The organism is Bradyrhizobium sp. INPA03-11B (assembly GCF_040446015.1).
GTDB classification, from domain to species: domain Bacteria; phylum Pseudomonadota; class Alphaproteobacteria; order Rhizobiales; family Xanthobacteraceae; genus Bradyrhizobium; species Bradyrhizobium macuxiense_A.
The window spans coordinates 63502-80633 of record NZ_JASGSR010000012.1; the positions used below are offsets into that span (position 1 = coordinate 63502).

The 17132-nt window shown below is 64.9% G+C and carries 17 protein-coding genes; 11 read left to right on the forward strand and 6 right to left on the reverse strand.

Annotated elements, in window-relative coordinates; all coding sequences use genetic code 11:
• Positions 1-28: 28 nt before the first annotated feature.
• Complete coding sequence (locus QMZ05_RS07340; RefSeq protein ID WP_353700184.1) at positions 29-1279, reverse strand: Zn-dependent hydrolase; 1251 nt, start codon at positions 1277-1279, stop codon at positions 29-31.
• A 122-nt stretch (positions 1280-1401) separates the two neighbouring features.
• Positions 1402-2319: a LysR family transcriptional regulator gene (locus tag QMZ05_RS07345; protein WP_095733565.1), complete on the reverse strand. Its 918-nt coding sequence runs from the start codon at positions 2317-2319 to the stop codon at positions 1402-1404.
• Between the two features lie 119 nt (positions 2320-2438).
• Here QMZ05_RS07345 and QMZ05_RS07350 point away from each other — a divergent pair, with 119 nt between their 5' ends.
• From QMZ05_RS07350 to QMZ05_RS07375, 6 genes are all read left to right on the forward strand, one after another.
• Positions 2439-3272, forward strand: a complete 834-nt coding sequence (locus QMZ05_RS07350) for a putative hydro-lyase (protein WP_353700185.1) — start codon at positions 2439-2441, stop codon at positions 3270-3272.
• Between the two features lie 85 nt (positions 3273-3357).
• Positions 3358-4605, forward strand: coding sequence for an ABC transporter substrate-binding protein (locus QMZ05_RS07355; protein WP_353700186.1), 1248 nt, complete (start codon positions 3358-3360; stop codon positions 4603-4605).
• 191 nt (positions 4606-4796) lie between these two features.
• On the forward strand, positions 4797-5675 hold the full coding sequence (locus QMZ05_RS07360) for a branched-chain amino acid ABC transporter permease (RefSeq protein WP_353700187.1): 879 nt from the start codon (positions 4797-4799) through the stop codon (positions 5673-5675).
• Positions 5675-6652: a branched-chain amino acid ABC transporter permease gene (locus QMZ05_RS07365; RefSeq protein ID WP_353700188.1), complete on the forward strand. Its 978-nt coding sequence runs from the start codon at positions 5675-5677 to the stop codon at positions 6650-6652. The genes QMZ05_RS07360 and QMZ05_RS07365 overlap by 1 nt, the downstream gene beginning before the upstream one ends.
• Positions 6649-7380: an ABC transporter ATP-binding protein gene (locus tag QMZ05_RS07370; RefSeq protein WP_076862475.1), complete on the forward strand. Its 732-nt coding sequence runs from the start codon at positions 6649-6651 to the stop codon at positions 7378-7380. The genes QMZ05_RS07365 and QMZ05_RS07370 overlap by 4 nt, the downstream gene beginning before the upstream one ends.
• The gene (locus QMZ05_RS07375; protein WP_353700189.1) at positions 7364-8068 is read left to right on the forward strand and encodes an ABC transporter ATP-binding protein; all 705 of its coding nucleotides are present in this window, start codon (positions 7364-7366) and stop codon (positions 8066-8068) included. Before QMZ05_RS07370 ends, QMZ05_RS07375 begins: the two co-directional genes overlap by 17 nt.
• Before the next feature lie 181 nt (positions 8069-8249).
• Here QMZ05_RS07375 and QMZ05_RS07380 read toward each other — a convergent pair whose 3' ends face one another.
• The 4 genes from QMZ05_RS07380 to QMZ05_RS07395 form a co-directional block, all read right to left on the reverse strand.
• Positions 8250-8537 carry a hypothetical protein gene (locus tag QMZ05_RS07380; protein WP_353700190.1) on the reverse strand — a complete coding sequence of 96 codons (288 nt, stop codon included), beginning with the start codon at positions 8535-8537 and terminating at the stop codon, positions 8250-8252.
• Positions 8538-8640: 103 nt separating this feature from the next.
• The gene (locus tag QMZ05_RS07385) at positions 8641-9156 is read right to left on the reverse strand and encodes a GNAT family N-acetyltransferase (protein ID WP_353700191.1); all 516 of its coding nucleotides are present in this window, start codon (positions 9154-9156) and stop codon (positions 8641-8643) included.
• Positions 9137-9802 carry an aldolase gene (locus QMZ05_RS07390; RefSeq protein ID WP_353700192.1) on the reverse strand — a complete coding sequence of 222 codons (666 nt, stop codon included), beginning with the start codon at positions 9800-9802 and terminating at the stop codon, positions 9137-9139. Before QMZ05_RS07390 ends, QMZ05_RS07385 begins: the two co-directional genes overlap by 20 nt.
• Complete coding sequence (locus tag QMZ05_RS07395) at positions 9780-9986, reverse strand: hypothetical protein (protein ID WP_353700193.1); 207 nt, start codon at positions 9984-9986, stop codon at positions 9780-9782. The genes QMZ05_RS07390 and QMZ05_RS07395 overlap by 23 nt, the downstream gene beginning before the upstream one ends.
• On the opposite strand from QMZ05_RS07395, the gene ltnD reads away from it, so the two are divergent.
• From ltnD to QMZ05_RS07420, 5 genes are all read left to right on the forward strand, one after another.
• Entirely contained in the window at positions 9985-10896 is a 912-nt protein-coding gene (gene ltnD, locus QMZ05_RS07400) for an L-threonate dehydrogenase (RefSeq protein WP_353700194.1), read from the forward strand. The genes QMZ05_RS07395 and ltnD overlap by 2 nt on opposite strands.
• 12 nt (positions 10897-10908) lie before the next feature.
• Positions 10909-11691, forward strand: a complete 783-nt coding sequence (otnI, locus tag QMZ05_RS07405; RefSeq protein ID WP_353700195.1) for a 2-oxo-tetronate isomerase — start codon at positions 10909-10911, stop codon at positions 11689-11691.
• Positions 11688-12965, forward strand: coding sequence for a 3-oxo-tetronate kinase (otnK, locus tag QMZ05_RS07410; protein WP_353700196.1), 1278 nt, complete (start codon positions 11688-11690; stop codon positions 12963-12965). Before otnI ends, otnK begins: the two co-directional genes overlap by 4 nt.
• A 190-nt stretch (positions 12966-13155) precedes the next feature.
• On the forward strand, positions 13156-14847 hold the full coding sequence (locus tag QMZ05_RS07415) for a methyl-accepting chemotaxis protein (RefSeq protein WP_353700197.1): 1692 nt from the start codon (positions 13156-13158) through the stop codon (positions 14845-14847).
• A 200-nt stretch (positions 14848-15047) separates the two neighbouring features.
• Positions 15048-16754 carry a HAMP domain-containing methyl-accepting chemotaxis protein gene (locus QMZ05_RS07420; protein WP_353700198.1) on the forward strand — a complete coding sequence of 569 codons (1707 nt, stop codon included), beginning with the start codon at positions 15048-15050 and terminating at the stop codon, positions 16752-16754.
• The last annotated feature ends 378 nt before the right edge of the window (positions 16755-17132 follow it).

The following is a 17132-nucleotide window of genomic DNA, read 5'->3' on the forward strand; positions in this document are numbered from 1 at the left end:
AGCCTCCATCGAAGGGGAGATATGAAGATCAGGATGCGACGCCGGCGAGCGCCAGCACCGTATGCATCAGGACGTTGGCGCCGGCGGCGCAGTCGGTCTGCGTAGCATCTTCCAGCTCGTTATGGCTGATGCCGTCCTTGCAGGGCACGAACACCATCGCGGCCGGCATCACCGTGTTGAGGTTGCAGGCGTCGTGGCCGGCGCCGGAGGTGATCCGGCGATGCGAATAGCCGAGCTGATTGGCCGCGTTCTCGACCGCGTCGACCAGCTTCGGATCGAAATGCGTCGGCGCCTTGCGCCAGACCAGGTCGAGCTGGACCTCGACCTTGCGCTTTGCTGCGATCTCGGCGACCGCGGCGCGCAGGTCGCGATCCAGCGCGTCCATGATCGCGGCATCGGCGCTGCGGCAATCCACCGTGAAGGCGATCTCGCCGGGGATGACGTTGCGCGAGGGCGCGGCGATGACAGCCTCGCCGATGGTGCCGACCGCCTTCGGGCCGTGCTTCCTGGCGATGCTTTCCATCGCCAGCACGATCTCCGACAGCGTTGCCAGCGCATCGCGGCGCAGCGGCATCGGGGTCGATCCCGCATGGCTCTCGAAGCCCACGATCTTGCCGTCGTACCACAGCACGCCCTGGCCGGAATCGACCACGCCGATGGTCTTGCCCTCGGCCTCCAGGATCGGACCCTGCTCGATATGCAACTCGACGAAGCCTGAGAACTTCTGGCGGCCGACCGGGGCATCGCCGCGATAGCCGATCGAGTCCAGCGCCTGTGCCACCGTGACGCCCTCGGCGTCCTTGCGCGACAGGATGTCGTCGGTGGTGAAATCGCCGACATAGGCGGCCGAGGCCATCATCGCCGGCGCGAAGCGCGAGCCTTCCTCGTTGGTCCAGTTGCAGATGCAGATCGGCAACTCGGTCTCGATCCCTGCGTCGTTCAGCGTGCGCACCATTTCGAGCGCGGCCAGTGTGCCGAGGATGCCGTCATATTTGCCGCCGGTCGGCTGGGTGTCGAGATGCGAGCCGACGCCGATCGGCGGCTTCGACATGTCCCGGCCCTTGCGCAGGCCGAACATCGAGCCGAGCGCATCGACATGCACGTCCAGGCCGGCGTCCTCGCAGGCCTTGCGGAACCAGTCGCGCACCTGCTTGTCCTCGGCGCTCAAGGTCAGCCGCCGCACGCCGCCCTTTGGCGTTGCACCGAACTGCGCGGTTTCATGGATGGTGCCCCAGAGGCGGGCGGAATCGATCTGCAGGTTGGTTGCGGCTCGGCTCATGTCAGTCAGTCCATTCCATCTGTCATTCCGGGGCGATGCGTCAGCATCGAACCCGGAATCTCGAGATTCCGGGTTCGGCTCTTCGAGCCGCCCCGGAATGACGGTTGATTGTCCGGCAATCGTCAATGACGCGCCACTCTCGCGCCGTCAACCGCCACGCTGGTCTGCGCGATCTGCCTGGCGAGATTGGCGACGCGCTCGATGGCGACCGCATCGGGGGAGGCGAGCCAGCTCGCGGTGAAGGTGAGGGGCGGCAGCTTGAGGTCGGTGTCGAGCAGCTGCAAGCGCCCGTCGGCAAGCTCGTTCTCGACGATCGCCGACGGAATCACCGCAATGCCAAGCCCTTCATTGGCCATGTGGATCACGGTCGCGAGCGAGGTGGAGGCGTGCAGCCGGATCGGCGGCAGATCGGGTGCATTGAACAGTGCGCGCACGGTCTCGTAAGGCTGGGTCTTGCGCGGAAAAGTGATGATCGGAAACCGCGCCAGGTCCTGCCGCGCAACCGGGCCAGAGCCGAGGCCGAGCGACGGGCTCGCCAGGAAACCGATCGGATAATCGCACAGCACATGGTTGTGCGCGCCGGAGGCGGAGACCGGTCCGAGCACGAAGGCGAGTTCGATCTCCTGCGCCAGCAGCCGCGGTGTCAAATTCGGCGTGATGTCGACCTCGATCTCCAGCGACAGGTTCGGGTAGATCTCGTTGACGCTCTTCACCAGCCGCGGCAGCCAGGTGTGCACGATGGTCTCCGCGACACCGAGCCGCAGCGCGCCGCGCATCGCCGAACGGTCGCCGACCTCGGCCATCATCTCCGAACGCAGGCCGATCAGTTTCTCGGCATAGATCAGCATCAGCCGCCCGCTCGGCGTCGGCGAGGCCACCCGGTGGTCGCGGTTGAGCAGCTTGACGCCCATCTCGCGCTCGAGCTGGGCAATGCGCTGGGAGATCGCCGGTTGGGTGGTGTTGAGCCGCTGGGCGGCGCCGCGGAAGCTGCCGAGCTTGACCACCCAGAGAAATGTTTCGATCGAGCGGAAGTCCGTCATGGAAGCAAGTTCCCGATCGATAAATTTGCTTTATCGATTTTGATTAGAAAGGACGATTAGACATTATATCACGCTTAGTGTTGGTTTGTCCTTGTCGAGATTATGGGCAGGAGAACCCCATGACTGTTTTTGCGGCAGTGCAGCGATCTCAAGGGGAGCCAAGGCTGGGGGAGCCAGGGCTGGCGAGCGTCGAAGCGCGGCGCGCCTGCCGTGACGGCGAGGCGTCGGCCACGACGGCCGGTCTCGCCAACGGCTTCGTCCAGGGCAATCTGGCGATCCTGCCGGAGAAGCTCGCCGGCGCCTTCCACCGGTTCTGCCAGCTCAATCCGAAGCCGTGCCCGATCATCGGCATGTCCGACGTCGGCGATCCCCGCATCCCGGCGCTCGGCCCCGACCTCGACATCCGCACCGACGTGCCGCGCTACCGGGTCTGGCGCGACGGCGAGGTGGCGGACGAGCCGACCGACATCACCAAATACTGGCGCGACGATCTCGTCACCTTCGTGCTCGGATGCTCCTATTCGTTCGAGGAGGCGCTGCTGGAAGAGGGGCTGCCGATCCGTCACATTGAGCGCAATCTGCGTGTGCCAATGTACCGGACCAATATCGCCTGCAAGCCGTCCGGGCCGTTCGCGGGACCGATGGTGGTGTCGATGCGCCCGTTCAAGCCGGCGGATGCGATCCGCGCGGTGCAGATCACCTCGCGCTTCCCGTCGGTGCACGGCGCACCGGTGCATCTCGGCCATCCGCATGCGATCGGCATCAAGGATATCGCCAAGCCCGATTATGGCGATGCGGTGCCGGTGGCCGATGACGAGATCCCGGTGTTCTGGGCCTGTGGCGTGACGCCGCAATCGGTGATCGCAGCTGCGAAGGTGCCGTTCGCCATCACGCATGCGCCGGGGCTGATGCTGGTGACCGATCTCAGGAACAAGCAGCTCGCTGTGCTCTGAATAGGCAATTCGTGCAATTCATTGAGGCTTTACTGCGCGCTACAAGCATCACATCGATAAGAACAAAGCTGAAGGGGAAATTTCGATGACGATCTCTCGCCGTAACGTATTGCTGGGTGCCACTGCCGCCGCTGCGCTCGGTCCGATGGCCGCACGCGCGCAAACAAGCGAAGTGGCAATCGGCGTGATCTATCCGCTGTCCGGCTCCAGCGCCGCGATCGGCGTCGACGCGCAGCATGCCTTCAACACCGCGGCCGACATCATCAACAAGAACTACGATTTCGCGCTGCCGCTCGCCAAGGGCGAGGGCCTGTCCGGCCTCGGCGGCGCCAAGGTCAAGCTGGTGTTCGCCGACCACCAGGCCGATCCGCAGAAGGGCCGCGCCGAGACCGAGCGCCTGATCACCCAGGAGAAGGTCTGCGCCGTCGTCGGCACCTATCAGAGCGCGGTCGCCGTCACCGTCAGCCAGACCTGCGAGCGCTACGGCGTCCCGTTCATCTCGGCCGACAATTCCTCGCCGAGCCTGCATCGCCGCGGCCTGAAGTATTATTTCCGCGCCTCGCCGCATGACGAGATGTTCTCGGCCGCGATGTTCGATTTCTTCGATGCGATGAAGAAGAAGGGCCAGAAGATCGAGACGCTGGCGCTGTTCCACGAGGACACCATCTTCGGCACCGATTCGGCGAACGCCCAGACCAAGCTCGCCAATGAGCGCGGCTACAAGATCGTCAGCGACATCAAGTATCGCGCCAACTCGCCGTCGCTGACCGCCGAGGTGCAGCAGCTCAAGGCGGCGAATGCCGACGTGCTGATGCCGTCGAGCTACACCACCGACGCGATCCTCCTGGTCAAGACCATGGCCGAGCTCGGCTACAAGCCGAAGAACATCATGGCGCAGGACGCCGGCTTCTCGGAAAAGGCGACCTATGATGCGGTCGGCGACAAGCTCGAGGGCGTGATCTCGCGCGGCAGCTTCTCGCTCGACCTGGCGCAGAAGCGGCCGATGGTCGGTCTGATCAATGAGATGTTCCGCGCCAAGTCGGGCAAGGACTTCAACGACTATTCGTCGCGCCAGTTCATGGGTCTCATCATCATGGCCGATGCCATCAACCGCGCCAAGTCGACCGACGGCGAAAAGATCCGCGAGGCGCTGGTCGCGACCGACATGCCGGGCGATGTCACCATCATGCCGTGGCGGCGCGTCAAGTTCGACGAGATGGGGCAGAACAACTTCGCCGATCCGGTGCTGCTGCAATATTCCGCGAAGAATTTCGTGACGATCTTCCCGGAACAGGCCGCCGTCTCCGAGGCGATCTGGCCGATGAACAGCTGATCGGTCGGACGCTAGAGGGGGCAGACGACGGTGACAGCTGAGACGATCACAAAGAGAGGCGCTAGTTCCGTCATTGCGAGGAGCGAAGCGACGAAGCAATCCATTCTTTCCTGTTGCGGTGCGATGGATTGCTTCGCTTCGCTCGCAATGACGGCGGATGGCGATAGCGAGTTCCGCACGGAGCGTCAGCGGTGACAGCCGAGACCATTATCCAGAGTTTGGCGAGCGGCCTGCTGATGGGGTTGCTCTACGGATTGATCGCCGCGGGCCTCGCATTGATCTTCGGATTGATGGACGTCGTGAACTTCGCGCACGGCGAGTTCCTGATGATCGCGATGTACGTGACCTTCTTCCTGTTCGCGTTCTTCGCGATCGATCCCTTGCTCGCGGCGCCGCTGGTCGCCGCGGCATTGTTCGTGTTCGGCGCGGTGGTCTATCTGCTGGTGGTCCGCTTCGCGATGCGCGCCAAGGCCAATGCCGGCATGGTGCAGATCTTCTCGACCTTCGGCCTTGCGATCGTGATGCGGGGCCTCGCCCAGTTCTTCTTCACGCCCGACTACCGCAGCGTCACCAACTCCTGGCTCGGCGGCAAGACGGTGTCGATCGCCGGCATCTATCTGCCGGAGCCGCAGTTGATCGGCGCGCTGCTGTCGATCGCGGCCTTCGTCGCGCTCTATTTCTTCATCAATCGCACCGATTTCGGCCGCGCGCTCGAGGCAACCCGCGAGGATGCCGGCGCGGTGGCCCTCGTCGGCATCGACAAGAACCGGGTGTTCGCGCTCGGCTGGGGGCTCGGCGCGGCTTTGGTCGGACTTGCCGGCGCCATCATGGCGATCTTCTTCTACATCTATCCCGACGTCGGCGCGTCGTTTGCCCTGATCGCCTACGTCACCGTGGCGCTCGGCGGCTTCGGCAGCGTGTTCGGTGCCTTTGCCGGCGGCATCATCGTCGGCCTGGTGGAGGCGACCACCGCGCTGATCCTGCCGCCGTCGCTGAAATCGGTCGGCATCTACGCCGTCTATCTGCTGGTCGTCTTCATCCGCCCGCGTGGCCTGTTCGGATCGATGTGATGGACACCCACTTCGCCCAACGCCGCAGGCGTGACCTGATCATGGCGGCCTGCCTTGCGGTGATCGCCGCGCTGGTGCCGCTGTTCGTCAAGGACGTCTACGTCCAGAACATCATGGTGCTGACCCTGATGTATGCCGCGCTGTCGCAGAGCTGGAACATCCTGTCCGGCTATTGCGGGCAGATCTCGCTCGGCCATGCACTGTATTTTGGGCTCGGGGCCTACACCACCGCGCTCCTGTTCACCAAGTTCGGCGTATTGCCGTGGTTCGGCATGCTGGCGGGCGGGGCGATCTCGGCCGTGATCGCGATGGCGCTCGGCTATCCCTGCTTCCGCCTGCGCGGGCATTACTTCGTGATCGCGACCATCGTGATCGCCGAGATTGCGCTGGTTTTGATCCAGAACTGGGATTGGGCGGGCGCAGCCCTCGGCATCGACATTCCGGTGCGCGGCGACAGCTGGCTGAAGTTCCAGTTCACCCGCTCGAAACTGCCGTACTTCTATTTTGCGCTGGCGCTGGCCTGCATCGCCTGGTTCGTCACCTGGTGGCTGGAAGATTCCAAATGGGGCTATTGGTGGCGTGCGGTGAAGGACAATCCCGATGCCGCCGAAAGCCTCGGGGTGGTCGTGTTCAACTCCAAGATGGGCGCGGCGGCGGTCTCGGCCTTCCTGGTCGCGGTCGGCGGCAGCTTCTACGCCCAGTTCGTGTCCTATATCGATCCCGAGAGCGTGATGGGCTTTCAGTTCTCCCTGTTGATGGCACTGCCTGCCGTGCTCGGGGGCATCGGCACCTTGTGGGGCCCGGTCCTGGGGGCGGTGATCCTGATCCCGCTCACCGAGCTGACGCGCTCGTTCATCGGCGGGTCCGGCCGCGGCGTCGACCTCATCGTCTATGGCGCGCTGATCGTCGCGATCTCGCTGGCGCTGCCGCGTGGTCTGGTCAGCATGTTCTCTTGGCGCAAGGAGGCCGCGCGATGACGGCGCTGCTTGAAACGCGCGGCGTCTGGCAGCGCTTCGGCGGCCTCGTCGCCAACAGCGACGTCTCGATCTCGGTCGGGCGCGGCGAGATCGTCGGCCTGATCGGCCCGAACGGTGCCGGCAAGTCGACGCTGTTCAACCTGATCGCGGGCGTGCTGCCGCCGACCCAGGGCTCGATCATCTTCGACGGCGAGGACGTCACAAGGCTGCCGGCGGCGGAACGCTGCCAGCGCGGCGTCGGGCGCACCTTCCAGGTGGTCAAGAGCTTCGAGACCATGACCGTGATCGACAACGTCATCGTGGGCGCGCTGATCCGCAACACCAAGATGCGGATCGCGCGGCAGAAGGCCTATGAGGTGCTCGAATTCTGCGGCCTTGCCGCGCGGGCCGACAAGCTTGCCGCCGATCTCGTGCCGTCGGAGAAGCGCCGGCTCGAAGTCGCGCGTGCGCTGGCGACCGAGCCGAAGCTCTTGCTGCTCGACGAAGTCCTCACCGGCCTGACGCCGGTCGAGGCACAGACCGGCGTCGAGCTGGTGCGCAAGGTGCGCGCCACCGGCGTCACCGTGCTGATGGTCGAGCATGTGATGGAAATCGTGATGCCGCTGGTCGACCGCGCCATCGTGCTCAATCTCGGCAAGGTGCTGGTCGAGGGCAAGCCCAACGAGGTCGTCCGCAATCCGGAAGTCATTTCCGCCTATCTCGGGGATCGTCATGCTGTCGGTGCGTGAAGTCACCACCGCCTATCAGGGCCTGGTCGCGATCTCCTCGGTGTCGATCGACGTCACCAAGGGCGAGATCGTCTGCGTCGCCGGCGCCAACGGCGCGGGCAAGTCGACGCTTTTGAAATCGATCGCCGGCGCCGAGCGCCCGCGCGCCGGCACCGTCACCTTCGACGGCAAGCGCATCGACGGCCAGCCGCAGCACGTCATCACGGCTGAAGGCATCGCCTTCGTGCCGGAGAACCGGCGGCTGTTTCCGCGGCTCTCGGTGAGCGACAATCTGCGGCTCGGCAGCTATCTCTATCGCAGCCAGTCCGACCGCGATGCGCCGCTCGATCTGGTCTTCAAGCTGTTCCCGCGGCTCGGCGAGCGGCTCGAGCAGCGTGCCGAGACCCTGTCCGGCGGCGAGCAGCAGATGCTCGCGATCGGCCGCGCGCTGATGACGCGGCCGCGGCTCCTGATGCTCGACGAGCCGTCGCAGGGCATCATGCCGAAACTGGTGGATGAGATCTTCCAGGCCGTGAAGCGCATCCGCGACGCCGGCATGACGGTCCTGATCGTCGAGCAGCGTATGGCCGAATGCCTCGAGATCGCCGACCGCGCCTACATCCTGCAAACCGGCCGCGTCTTGATGCAGGGCACCGCGGCCGAGATCAGCGGCAATCCCGACGTGCGCAAGGCGTATCTGGGGCTGTAGCTTTTGCAACGCCTCCACGTACGCAGGCGTCATCCTGAGGTGCGCGCCCACTTCGGCGCGCCTCGAAGGATGGCCGCAAGCACTTGTGGCCCATCCTTCGAGGCTCGCTTCGCTCGCACCTCAGGATGACGCCGGTGCGTGTGGCGTGTAGCTCGAACGAGCCGCTGTTGCAGCCAACAGCCTACTTGCCCTGTTCCTTACCCTCTTCGACCTTTTCGACCTTCGCGGCAAGGTCGGGCACGCGGGTGACGCGGTAGGTCGCGTTGCTGCATGTCAGCGTCCAGGCCTCGTTATCGGGCTTCGAGAGCTTGTCGTCTCTCTCGGCCTTGAGCGGCTTGTCGCAGGTATAGCCCTGTGCGCGCAGTTGGATCGCCAGCAGGTCCTGCAAGGACTGCTCGGCCCGTGCAGTCGATCCTGCCATACCGTCGATGAGCAGAACCACGAACGTCACGCTCAAGAACCTCATCATGACTTTCCTCCGCATATCTCACCTTTGCCTAATCTAGTGAGGGCGACCCGGTAGCTCCCGTAGCCCGGATGAGCGAAGCGACATCCGGGGCCCGTATCCCCCGCTACGGTAGCTGCGACGATACGTTTCTTTCCATGAGAGCGAGGGGAGTGCCGTTGTACTCAATCCGTTCGAACGTTCTCCAGCCCAGCCGGGCGTACATCGTCTCGCTGCGCGGCGTGAATAGGTAGAGCCGGTCAAATCCGAGCCTTGCCGCTTCGTCGATGGCGCGCATGCTCAATACGGATGCGATACCTTGCCCTCGGTGTTCGTCAGGCACGTAGACCGAGGACAGCCAAGGCGTCAGATGCTTGTGAGTGATAGTCGCGGCAAGAATACCGGCCGATCCGAGCAGTGTTCCGGTCCCGGACAACGCGATGAACGCCATCGGCAGGGCGTCGTGTTGGAGCGATCGGCGAAGCCTCTCGGTTCGGTCTTCGAATGTGGCGGCGGGAGTGAGATAGCCAAACTCGGCTTGCTGCCAAGCCGCGACGGTTGGCAGGAAATGGGGGTGATCTGCCAGATATTCGATGGCGATCTTCGTTCCTTTGATCGATTCCTCAATCATGATCGTGCCCATGATCCGGCAGTACGAGCCCGAACGTTCTGGTCAAATCCGCCACCTGTTCGGGCGAGAGATAGCGCGGGTTCAGCCCGCGCAGCAGCAGATAGAGTTTGGCGGTTTCTTCCAGCTCCTCGGTCGCGAACACGGCCGCTTCCAGCGTGTCGCCGGAGACGACGGGGCCGTGATTGGCGAGCAGTACCGATGAATATTTCCCGGCCAGCCCCCTGATCGCATCGGCCACGGCGGGGTCGCCGGGGCGATAATAGGGCACCAGCGCGGTTTGGCCGCATTTCATGACGTAATAGGCCGTCATCGCCGGCAGTGCGGCGCGCGGGTCGATCTCGGGCAGCATCGACAGCGCGACCGAATGGGTCGAGTGCAGGTGCACCACGGCGCCGGCGCTCGCGCGCGTCTGGTAGAGCGCGGTGTGCAACGGCACTTCCTTGGTCGGGGCATCGCCGGAGACCAGCCGGCCGTTGCCGTCGAGCCGCGACATTTTCGCCGGATCGAGGAAGCCGAGCGAGGCATTGGTCGGCGTCACCAGCCAGCCGCCGTCGTCGAGCCGGACGCTGATATTGCCCGAGGAGCCCGGCGTCAGCCCGCGCTCGAACAGCGAGCGGCCGAAGCGGCAGATGTCTTCACGAAGCTTTGTTTCGCTCATCCGGTTCGCTCTTCCGGTCGCTCTTGGCGCCAACTTTGCCGCCATCCGTTTTCAGCTTTGTCTCATGCTTTGGCAGCGCGGCCAAGCCGTGATAGGCAAGCAACAACGCGCATGATCGGGAAGGGTGAAAGCCGGTTTTCCGAAAATGCTCAAACAACCAAAAATGTTCAGGGATCGCCGGCATGTCCAGTTCCGCAACACCACACGTCGCCGTCATCGGGCTGGGCTCGATGGGATACGGCATGGCGACCTCGCTCAAGCGCGCCGGCTTTGTCGTGACCGGCTGCGACGTTTCGGCCGATACCGTCGCGCGCTTCGTGGCCGACGGCGGCAAGGGCGCGAAAACGCCGGCCGAAGCGGCCCGGGATGCCGATATCGTCGTCAGCGTGGTGGTCAATGCGGCGCAGACCGAAGCGATCCTGTTCGGTAAGGACGGCGCCGCCGAGACCCTGGCCAAGGACGCGGTTTTCATTTCCTCCGCGACCATGGATCCCGATATCGCGCGGCGTCTCGCAAAACAGCTGGAGACGACCGGCCGGCATTATCTCGATGCCCCGATCTCCGGCGGTGCGCAACGCGCGGCGGAGGGTGAATTGACGATCCTCGCCTCCGGTAGCGCTGCGGCGTTCGCGAAGGCGCGGCCGGCGCTGGATGCAATGGCGGCAAAACTCTACGAGCTCGGCGATGCCGCAGGCCAAGGCGCCGCGTTCAAGATGATCAATCAGCTGCTGGCCGGCGTGCACATCGCGGCCGCCTCGGAGGCGATCGCCTTCGCCGCCAAGCAGGGCCTCGACATCCGCAAGGTCTATGAGGTGATCACGGCCTCCGCCGGCAATTCCTGGATGTTCGAGAACCGCATGCCGCATGTGCTCGACGGCGACTACGCGCCGCGCAGCGCGGTGGAGATTTTCGTGAAAGACCTCGGCATCATCCAGGACATGGCGCGCAGTGCGCGCTTCCCGGTGCCGGTGTCGGCCGCGGCGCTGCAGATGTTCCTGATGACGGCGGCGGCCGGCATGGGCCGTGACGACGACGCATCGGTGGCGCGGATGTATGCGCAGGTCACCGGCACCAAGCTTCCCGGCGCGAAATAAGAGGATCCTGCAATGCCCCGCTTTGCTGCCAACCTCACCATGATGTTCAACGAGGTCCCGTTCCTCGACCGCTTCGACGCCGCGGCGAAGGCGGGCTTCACCGCGGTCGAATTCCTGTTTCCGTACGACCATCCGGCCGAGGAGGTCGGCAAGCGGCTGAAAGGCGCCGGGCTGACGCAGGCGCTGTTCAACCTGCCGCCGGGCGACTGGAACGCCGGCGAGAAGGGCTTTGCTGCGCTGCCGGATCGCTTCGCCGATTTGCAAGCGAGCCTGAACACCGCGCTGCCCTATGCGCAGGCGACCGGCGTCAAGCGGGTGCACCTGATGGCCGGGATTGCCGATCGCAGCGATGCCAAAGCGGTTGCGGCGTTTCGCAAATCGGTCGCCTATGCCGCCGAGTTCTTCGCGCCGCACGGCCTCGACGTCGTGATCGAGCCGATCAATCCGCGCAACGTGCCCGGCTACTTCCTCAACGACTTCATCTTCGCGCGCGATGTCATCAATGAGCTTGGTATCCCGAACCTCAAGCTGCAATTCGACATCTATCACTGCCAGATCATCCATGGCGACGTCACCGTGCGGCTGCGCGAGATGATGCCGATCATCGGCCACATCCAGATCGCCTCGATCCCCTCGCGCAACGAGCCTGACGGCGAGGAGCTGAATTATCCCTTCCTGTTCAACGAACTGGACCGGCTCGGCTATGGCGGCTTCGTCGGCTGCGAATACAATCCGCGCGGCAAGACGTCAGATGGTCTCGCCTGGTTCAAGCCCTATGCCGGAGCAAAATCGTGACGCTCGCACTAGGCTGCATCGCCGACGACTATACCGGCGCCTCCGACCTCGCCAACACGCTGACCCGCGCCGGCCTGCGCACGGTGCAGACCATCGGCGTGCCCGCGGACGATCTCGCGCTGCCCGAGGTCGATGCCGTCGTGGTGTCGCTGAAGAGCCGCTCGATCGAGGCGAGTTTGGCCGTGACGCGCTCGCGCGCGGCGGAGGCCTGGCTGCGCGGCCGCGGCGCTTCCCACATCCTGTTCAAGATCTGCTCGACCTTCGATTCCACCGACGCCGGCAATATCGGTCCGGTGATGGACGCATTGCGCGCCGACTCCAAGGACAGCATCGTGCTGGTGACGCCGGCTTTCCCGGAAACCGGCCGCACCGTCTACCAGGGCAATCTGTTCGTCGGCCCGGTGCCGCTGAACGAGAGCCCGCTGAAGGACCATCCGCTCAACCCGATGCATGATTCCAACCTGGTCCGCGTGCTGGCGCGCCAGAGCAAGACCAAGGTCGGCCTGGTCGATCTCGCGACGCTCGCGCGCGGCGTGGAGGCCGTTCGGGCGAAGCTAGCCGACCTCGCGGGTAGCGGCGTCGGCGCCGCCATTATCGATGCGGTGTTCGACCGCGACCTCGAGACCATCGGGCAGGTGGCGCTGGATCACCGTCTCTCGGTCGGCGCGTCGGGGATCGGGCTCGGACTGGCCCGGGCGCTGGTCGCCGCGGGCAAGGCCAGATCGGCTGCCGAAAATGCAATCTCCACGGCCGCGATCGGCGGGCCGGCGGCGTGCCTCGCCGGCAGTTGTTCGCAGGCGACCCTGCGCCAGATCGCCAGCGCCGAGAAGGTGATGCCGGTCCTGCACCTCGACCCCGAGCGGGTGATCGCGGGCAAGGACGAGGCGCAGCGCGCGCTCGCCTGGACCAGGGAGCGGCTTGCGAAGGGGCCGGTCCTGATTGCGAGCAGTTCGACCCCGGATCAGGTCGCGGCTCTTCAGTCGCGTCATGGCCGCGATGCGGCTGGACATGCCATCGAGCAGGCCATGGCCGACCTCGCGGAGGGGTTGGTGCAGTCGGGCGTGCGCAGACTGGTGGTTGCCGGTGGTGAAACGTCTGGCGCCGTGGTCGATCGCCTGGGCATCCCGGGATTCCTGGTTGGTGCGGAAATTGCCGCAGGCGTGCCGGTTCTGCGCGCGGTCGGTGGCAGCACGGGCGGGATGGTGCTTGCCCTGAAATCGGGCAATTTCGGCGGGCCGGAGTTTTTCTCGGATGCGCTGGCATTGATGCCTTGATGCGCCTCCCGCGCATCCTGATGCTCTCTTGCGCATCATGTCGCGGGAATGACGGGTATCTCCGTAGTTCAACGGGTACGCAAATTAACCCTACTTAAGGAGGGGGGCTGGCTTTGATGTCTGTGGCGCACCGCCGCGCCCCCAGCCATTCGATTGGGCTTCGCGAGCCCGATACCCAAGAGACCCCACGATGTTCGCCAAATTCTCGATCCGCGCCAAGATCATTGCCGCGGTTGCGTTCCTGCTTGTCGCGCTGACTGGCATGGGCCTGCTTGCCGTGTGGAATATGCGGGCGATCAACGCCAGCACGGCTGACATCACGGCCAACTGGTTGCCGAGCGTGCGCGTGCTGGGTGAGCTGCGCGCCGGGGTCATCACCTATCGCAACGTGATCCGCGAACACATGCTTTCGGAAACGCTCGAAGAGAAGCTGGCGGCGGAAAAGACGCTCGCCAGCGTCGTCGAGATGAACACAAAGGCGCGCGCGAGGTATGAGCCCATGATCGCTTCCGCGGAGGAGCGGGCGCTCTACCGGCAGTGGTCCGAGACCTGGGACAAGTACAGGAAGGGCACCGAGGAGGTGATGGCGATCTCGCGCAAGGAAGCGGGCAAGCTTCCGCATGAGGCGCACGAGCTCAACACCAAGGTTGTCAACAAGATCGGTCTCGAAGCGGACGAAATCCTGAACAAGGACATCGAGCTCAACAACGTCGGTGCTGAAAAGGCCGGCCAGGAAGCCGCCAGCAACTACGGCGCGGCTCTGATGATGGTGGCGGTGATCCTCGGCCTCGCTATCCTGATCAGTGTCGGCGTCAGCTTCTACACCGTTCGCGACATCTCGGCCGGCATTGCCTCGATCGTGAGCCCGATGCAGGCGCTGGGCCGTGGCGATCTGACCGCCGTCGTGCCGCACCGGGGCGAGAAGACCGAGATCGGCGCGATGGCCGATACGCTGCAGGTGTTCAAGGAAGCCCTGGTCGCCAAGAAGGCCGCCGATGAAGCCGCGGCTGCCGATGCCGAAGCCAAGATCGAGCGCGGCCGCCGGGTCGACACCATCACCCGCAATTTCGAGCAGATGATCGGCGAGATCGTGCAGACCGTGTCGTCGGCCTCGACCCAGCTCGAAGCTTCCGCCAGCACGCTGTCGTCGACGGCGCGGCGCTCGCAGGAACTGACCACCTCGGTCGCCGCGGCGTCCGAGGAGGCGTCGACCAACGTGCAGTCGGTGGCGTCGGCGACCGAAGAGCTGTCGTCGTCGGTCACCGAGATCAGCCGCCAGGTGCAGGAATCGGCACGGATGGCGGGCGACGCCGTCGGCCAGGCGCGCACCACCAACGATCGCGTCAGCGAGCTGTCGAAGGCCGCCGCGCGCATCGGCGACGTCGTCGAGCTGATCAACACCATCGCCGGGCAGACCAATCTCTTGGCGCTGAACGCGACCATCGAGGCGGCGCGCGCCGGTGAGGCCGGCCGCGGCTTCGCGGTCGTGGCCTCCGAGGTGAAGGCGCTGGCCGAGCAGACCGCCAAGGCAACCGGCGAGATCGGCCAGCAGATCGCCGGCATCCAGACCGCGACCCAGGAGTCGGTCGGCGCGATCAAGGAGATCTCGTCGACCATCGAGCGGCTGTCGGAGATCTCGTCCACCATTGCCGCCGCGGTCGAGGAACAGGGCGCAGCGACGCAGGAAATCTCCCGCAACGTGCAGCAGGCGGCGCAAGGCACCCAGCAGGTCACGGCCAACATCACCGATGTGCAGCATGGCGCCAATGAAACCGGCTCGGCTTCGAGTCAGGTGTTGTCGGCAGCACAGTCGCTCTCAGGTGACAGCAACCGCCTCAAGCTCGAAGTCGGCAAGTTCCTCGAGGCCGTCCGCGCGGCCTGACGCTGACCTGACCTCCGATCATCGAACGATGCCCGGTCGAGAGACCGGGCATTTTTCTTTGCATCGATGCTGCACTCAGTAGTTCCACGGAAGTCATGATTAACGAACCGTAGTTCCACGCGCAGTAACGTGCCGCTAAGCGACGCGACCACCCGCACAGAAATCGCGAATTCCATTCCCAATCCAAACGAGGCACCCGGATGATGTTTCTGGCGAGATTCCGCATTCTCACGAAGATACTGGCGATTGTGGGCGGTCTCTCGATCATCGCCGGTGTGCTCGCTTATCTCGGGATTTCCTCGCTGAAGTCGCTGAGCGAGCGCGGCGTCGTCACGGCGCGGGCCGCGGAACGCGCCTTGCTGTCGGCGCGCGCCAACCAGAACGTGCTCGCGATCAATCGCGCCGAGTTTCGCAGCGCGCTCGACCCTCGTGACGAGAACCGGCTCGCGGCGCGCAGTGTGATCGACGAACAGCTCAAATTGCTCGACGAGCGTCTCGTTGAGATCGGCAAGACGCAGGATCCGCAGACCATCGCGCTGCTGGCCGGCGTACGCTCCGCGCAGTCCGCCTACCAGGCGCAGCTGAAGCAGACGCTCGATGCGGTCGATGGCGCCCGGGCCGCCGATCTCACTCACTCGGCCGCGACGTTGCGGGATGCCGCGATGAAGAGCCGCGCGGCAGCGGAAGAGCTGCAGGCCAAGGTTCGTGCCGTCGCCGATCGCCAGGATCAGCGGGTCAGAGACAACGTGAAGGCCAACGAGCAGGAATATGCCTCGACCTCGGAGCTGCTGGTCCTGCTCGCGGCTTCGGGGGTCCTGCTTGGGCTGCTGTTTGGCTTCGTCGTCGGACAATACGGTGTCGCGAAGCCGATCCGCGCCGTCGTCGAGATGTTGCAGCAGCTTGCCGATGGCCATTACGACATCGCGGTGCACGGCACCGATCGCCGCGACGAGGTCGGCGACGTCGCCAAGACCGCGCTTGTGTTCAAGGACAACGGCCTTGCCAAGCTCCGGATGGAGCGCGAGCAGAGGGAAATGGAGGCGCGCGCCGCCGCGCAGCGCCGCACCGACATGCTTCAGTTGGCCGATGGTTTTGAGCGCGCGGTCGGCGAGATCGTCGAAACCGTCGCATCCGCCTCGCACGAGCTCGAAGCGTCCGCGACCACGCTGACCTCGACCGCCGAGCGCTCGCAGAATCTTGCGACGACCGTTGCCGCCGCTTCGGAGGAAGCCACCACCAACGTTCAGTCGGTGGCGTCCGCAACAGAGGAACTGTCATCCTCGGTCAACGAGATCAGTCGGCAGGTGCAGGAGTCCGCGCGGATGGCGGGCGATGCCGTCAGCCAGGCCCGGGCCACCAATGACCGGGTCGGGGAGCTGTCGAAGGCCGCCGCCCGGATCGGCGACGTGGTCGAGCTGATCAACACCATCGCCGGCCAGACCAATCTGCTGGCGCTGAATGCGACCATCGAGGCGGCGCGTGCCGGCGAGGCCGGACGTGGCTTTGCCGTGGTTGCGTCCGAGGTGAAGGCGCTCGCGGAGCAGACCGCAAAGGCGACCGGCGAGATCGGCCAGCAGGTTTCCGGCATCCAGGCCGCGACCAACGATTCCGTGAACGCGATCCGCGCCATCGGCTCAACCATCGAGCGGCTGTCGGAGATCTCGTCCGCGATCGCCGCAGCGATCGAGGAGCAGGGCGCAGCGACCCAGGAAATATCCCGAAACGTGCAGCAGGCGGCGCAGGGCACCCAGCAGGTCTCGGCCAATATCACCGACGTGCAGCACGGCGCCAACGAGACCGGCTCGGCATCGACCCAGGTGCTGTCGGCAGCGCAGTCGCTCTCGGGTGACAGCAGCCGCCTCAAGCTCGAGGTCGGCAAGTTCCTCAACGCCGTCCGCGCCGCCTGATCCGGCGCCGCCCGAACGATCCGCGTCGTTTCGGGCAACGAAACACAAGCGTGGTGGGCCGGCCGGCTCGCCACGTTTTGCATTTTTGCAGAGCAGCGATGCGCTAGCGTCTCGTCAGCCGAAACGGCATCCTCGGCTTGCTCGCATTCGCAGCAGAGCCGTCTCTTTTTGACGATGATCCGTGCGCGATCGGCGGCGCTGCACCCGGCGCGGTCGATCCGCGCGCGTCGCTTCAACGGACTATGCCAAGGAAGTGAAGGCCGCGGCGGCTCCGCGGGTTGGCGTTTTGCGCTGCATCAGGTAAATCGGCCGCTGCGGAACGGCTTTTGCACTGTCGATTCCTCTGCCTGGGCGGGCTTCATTTCGGGAATGCTGTTT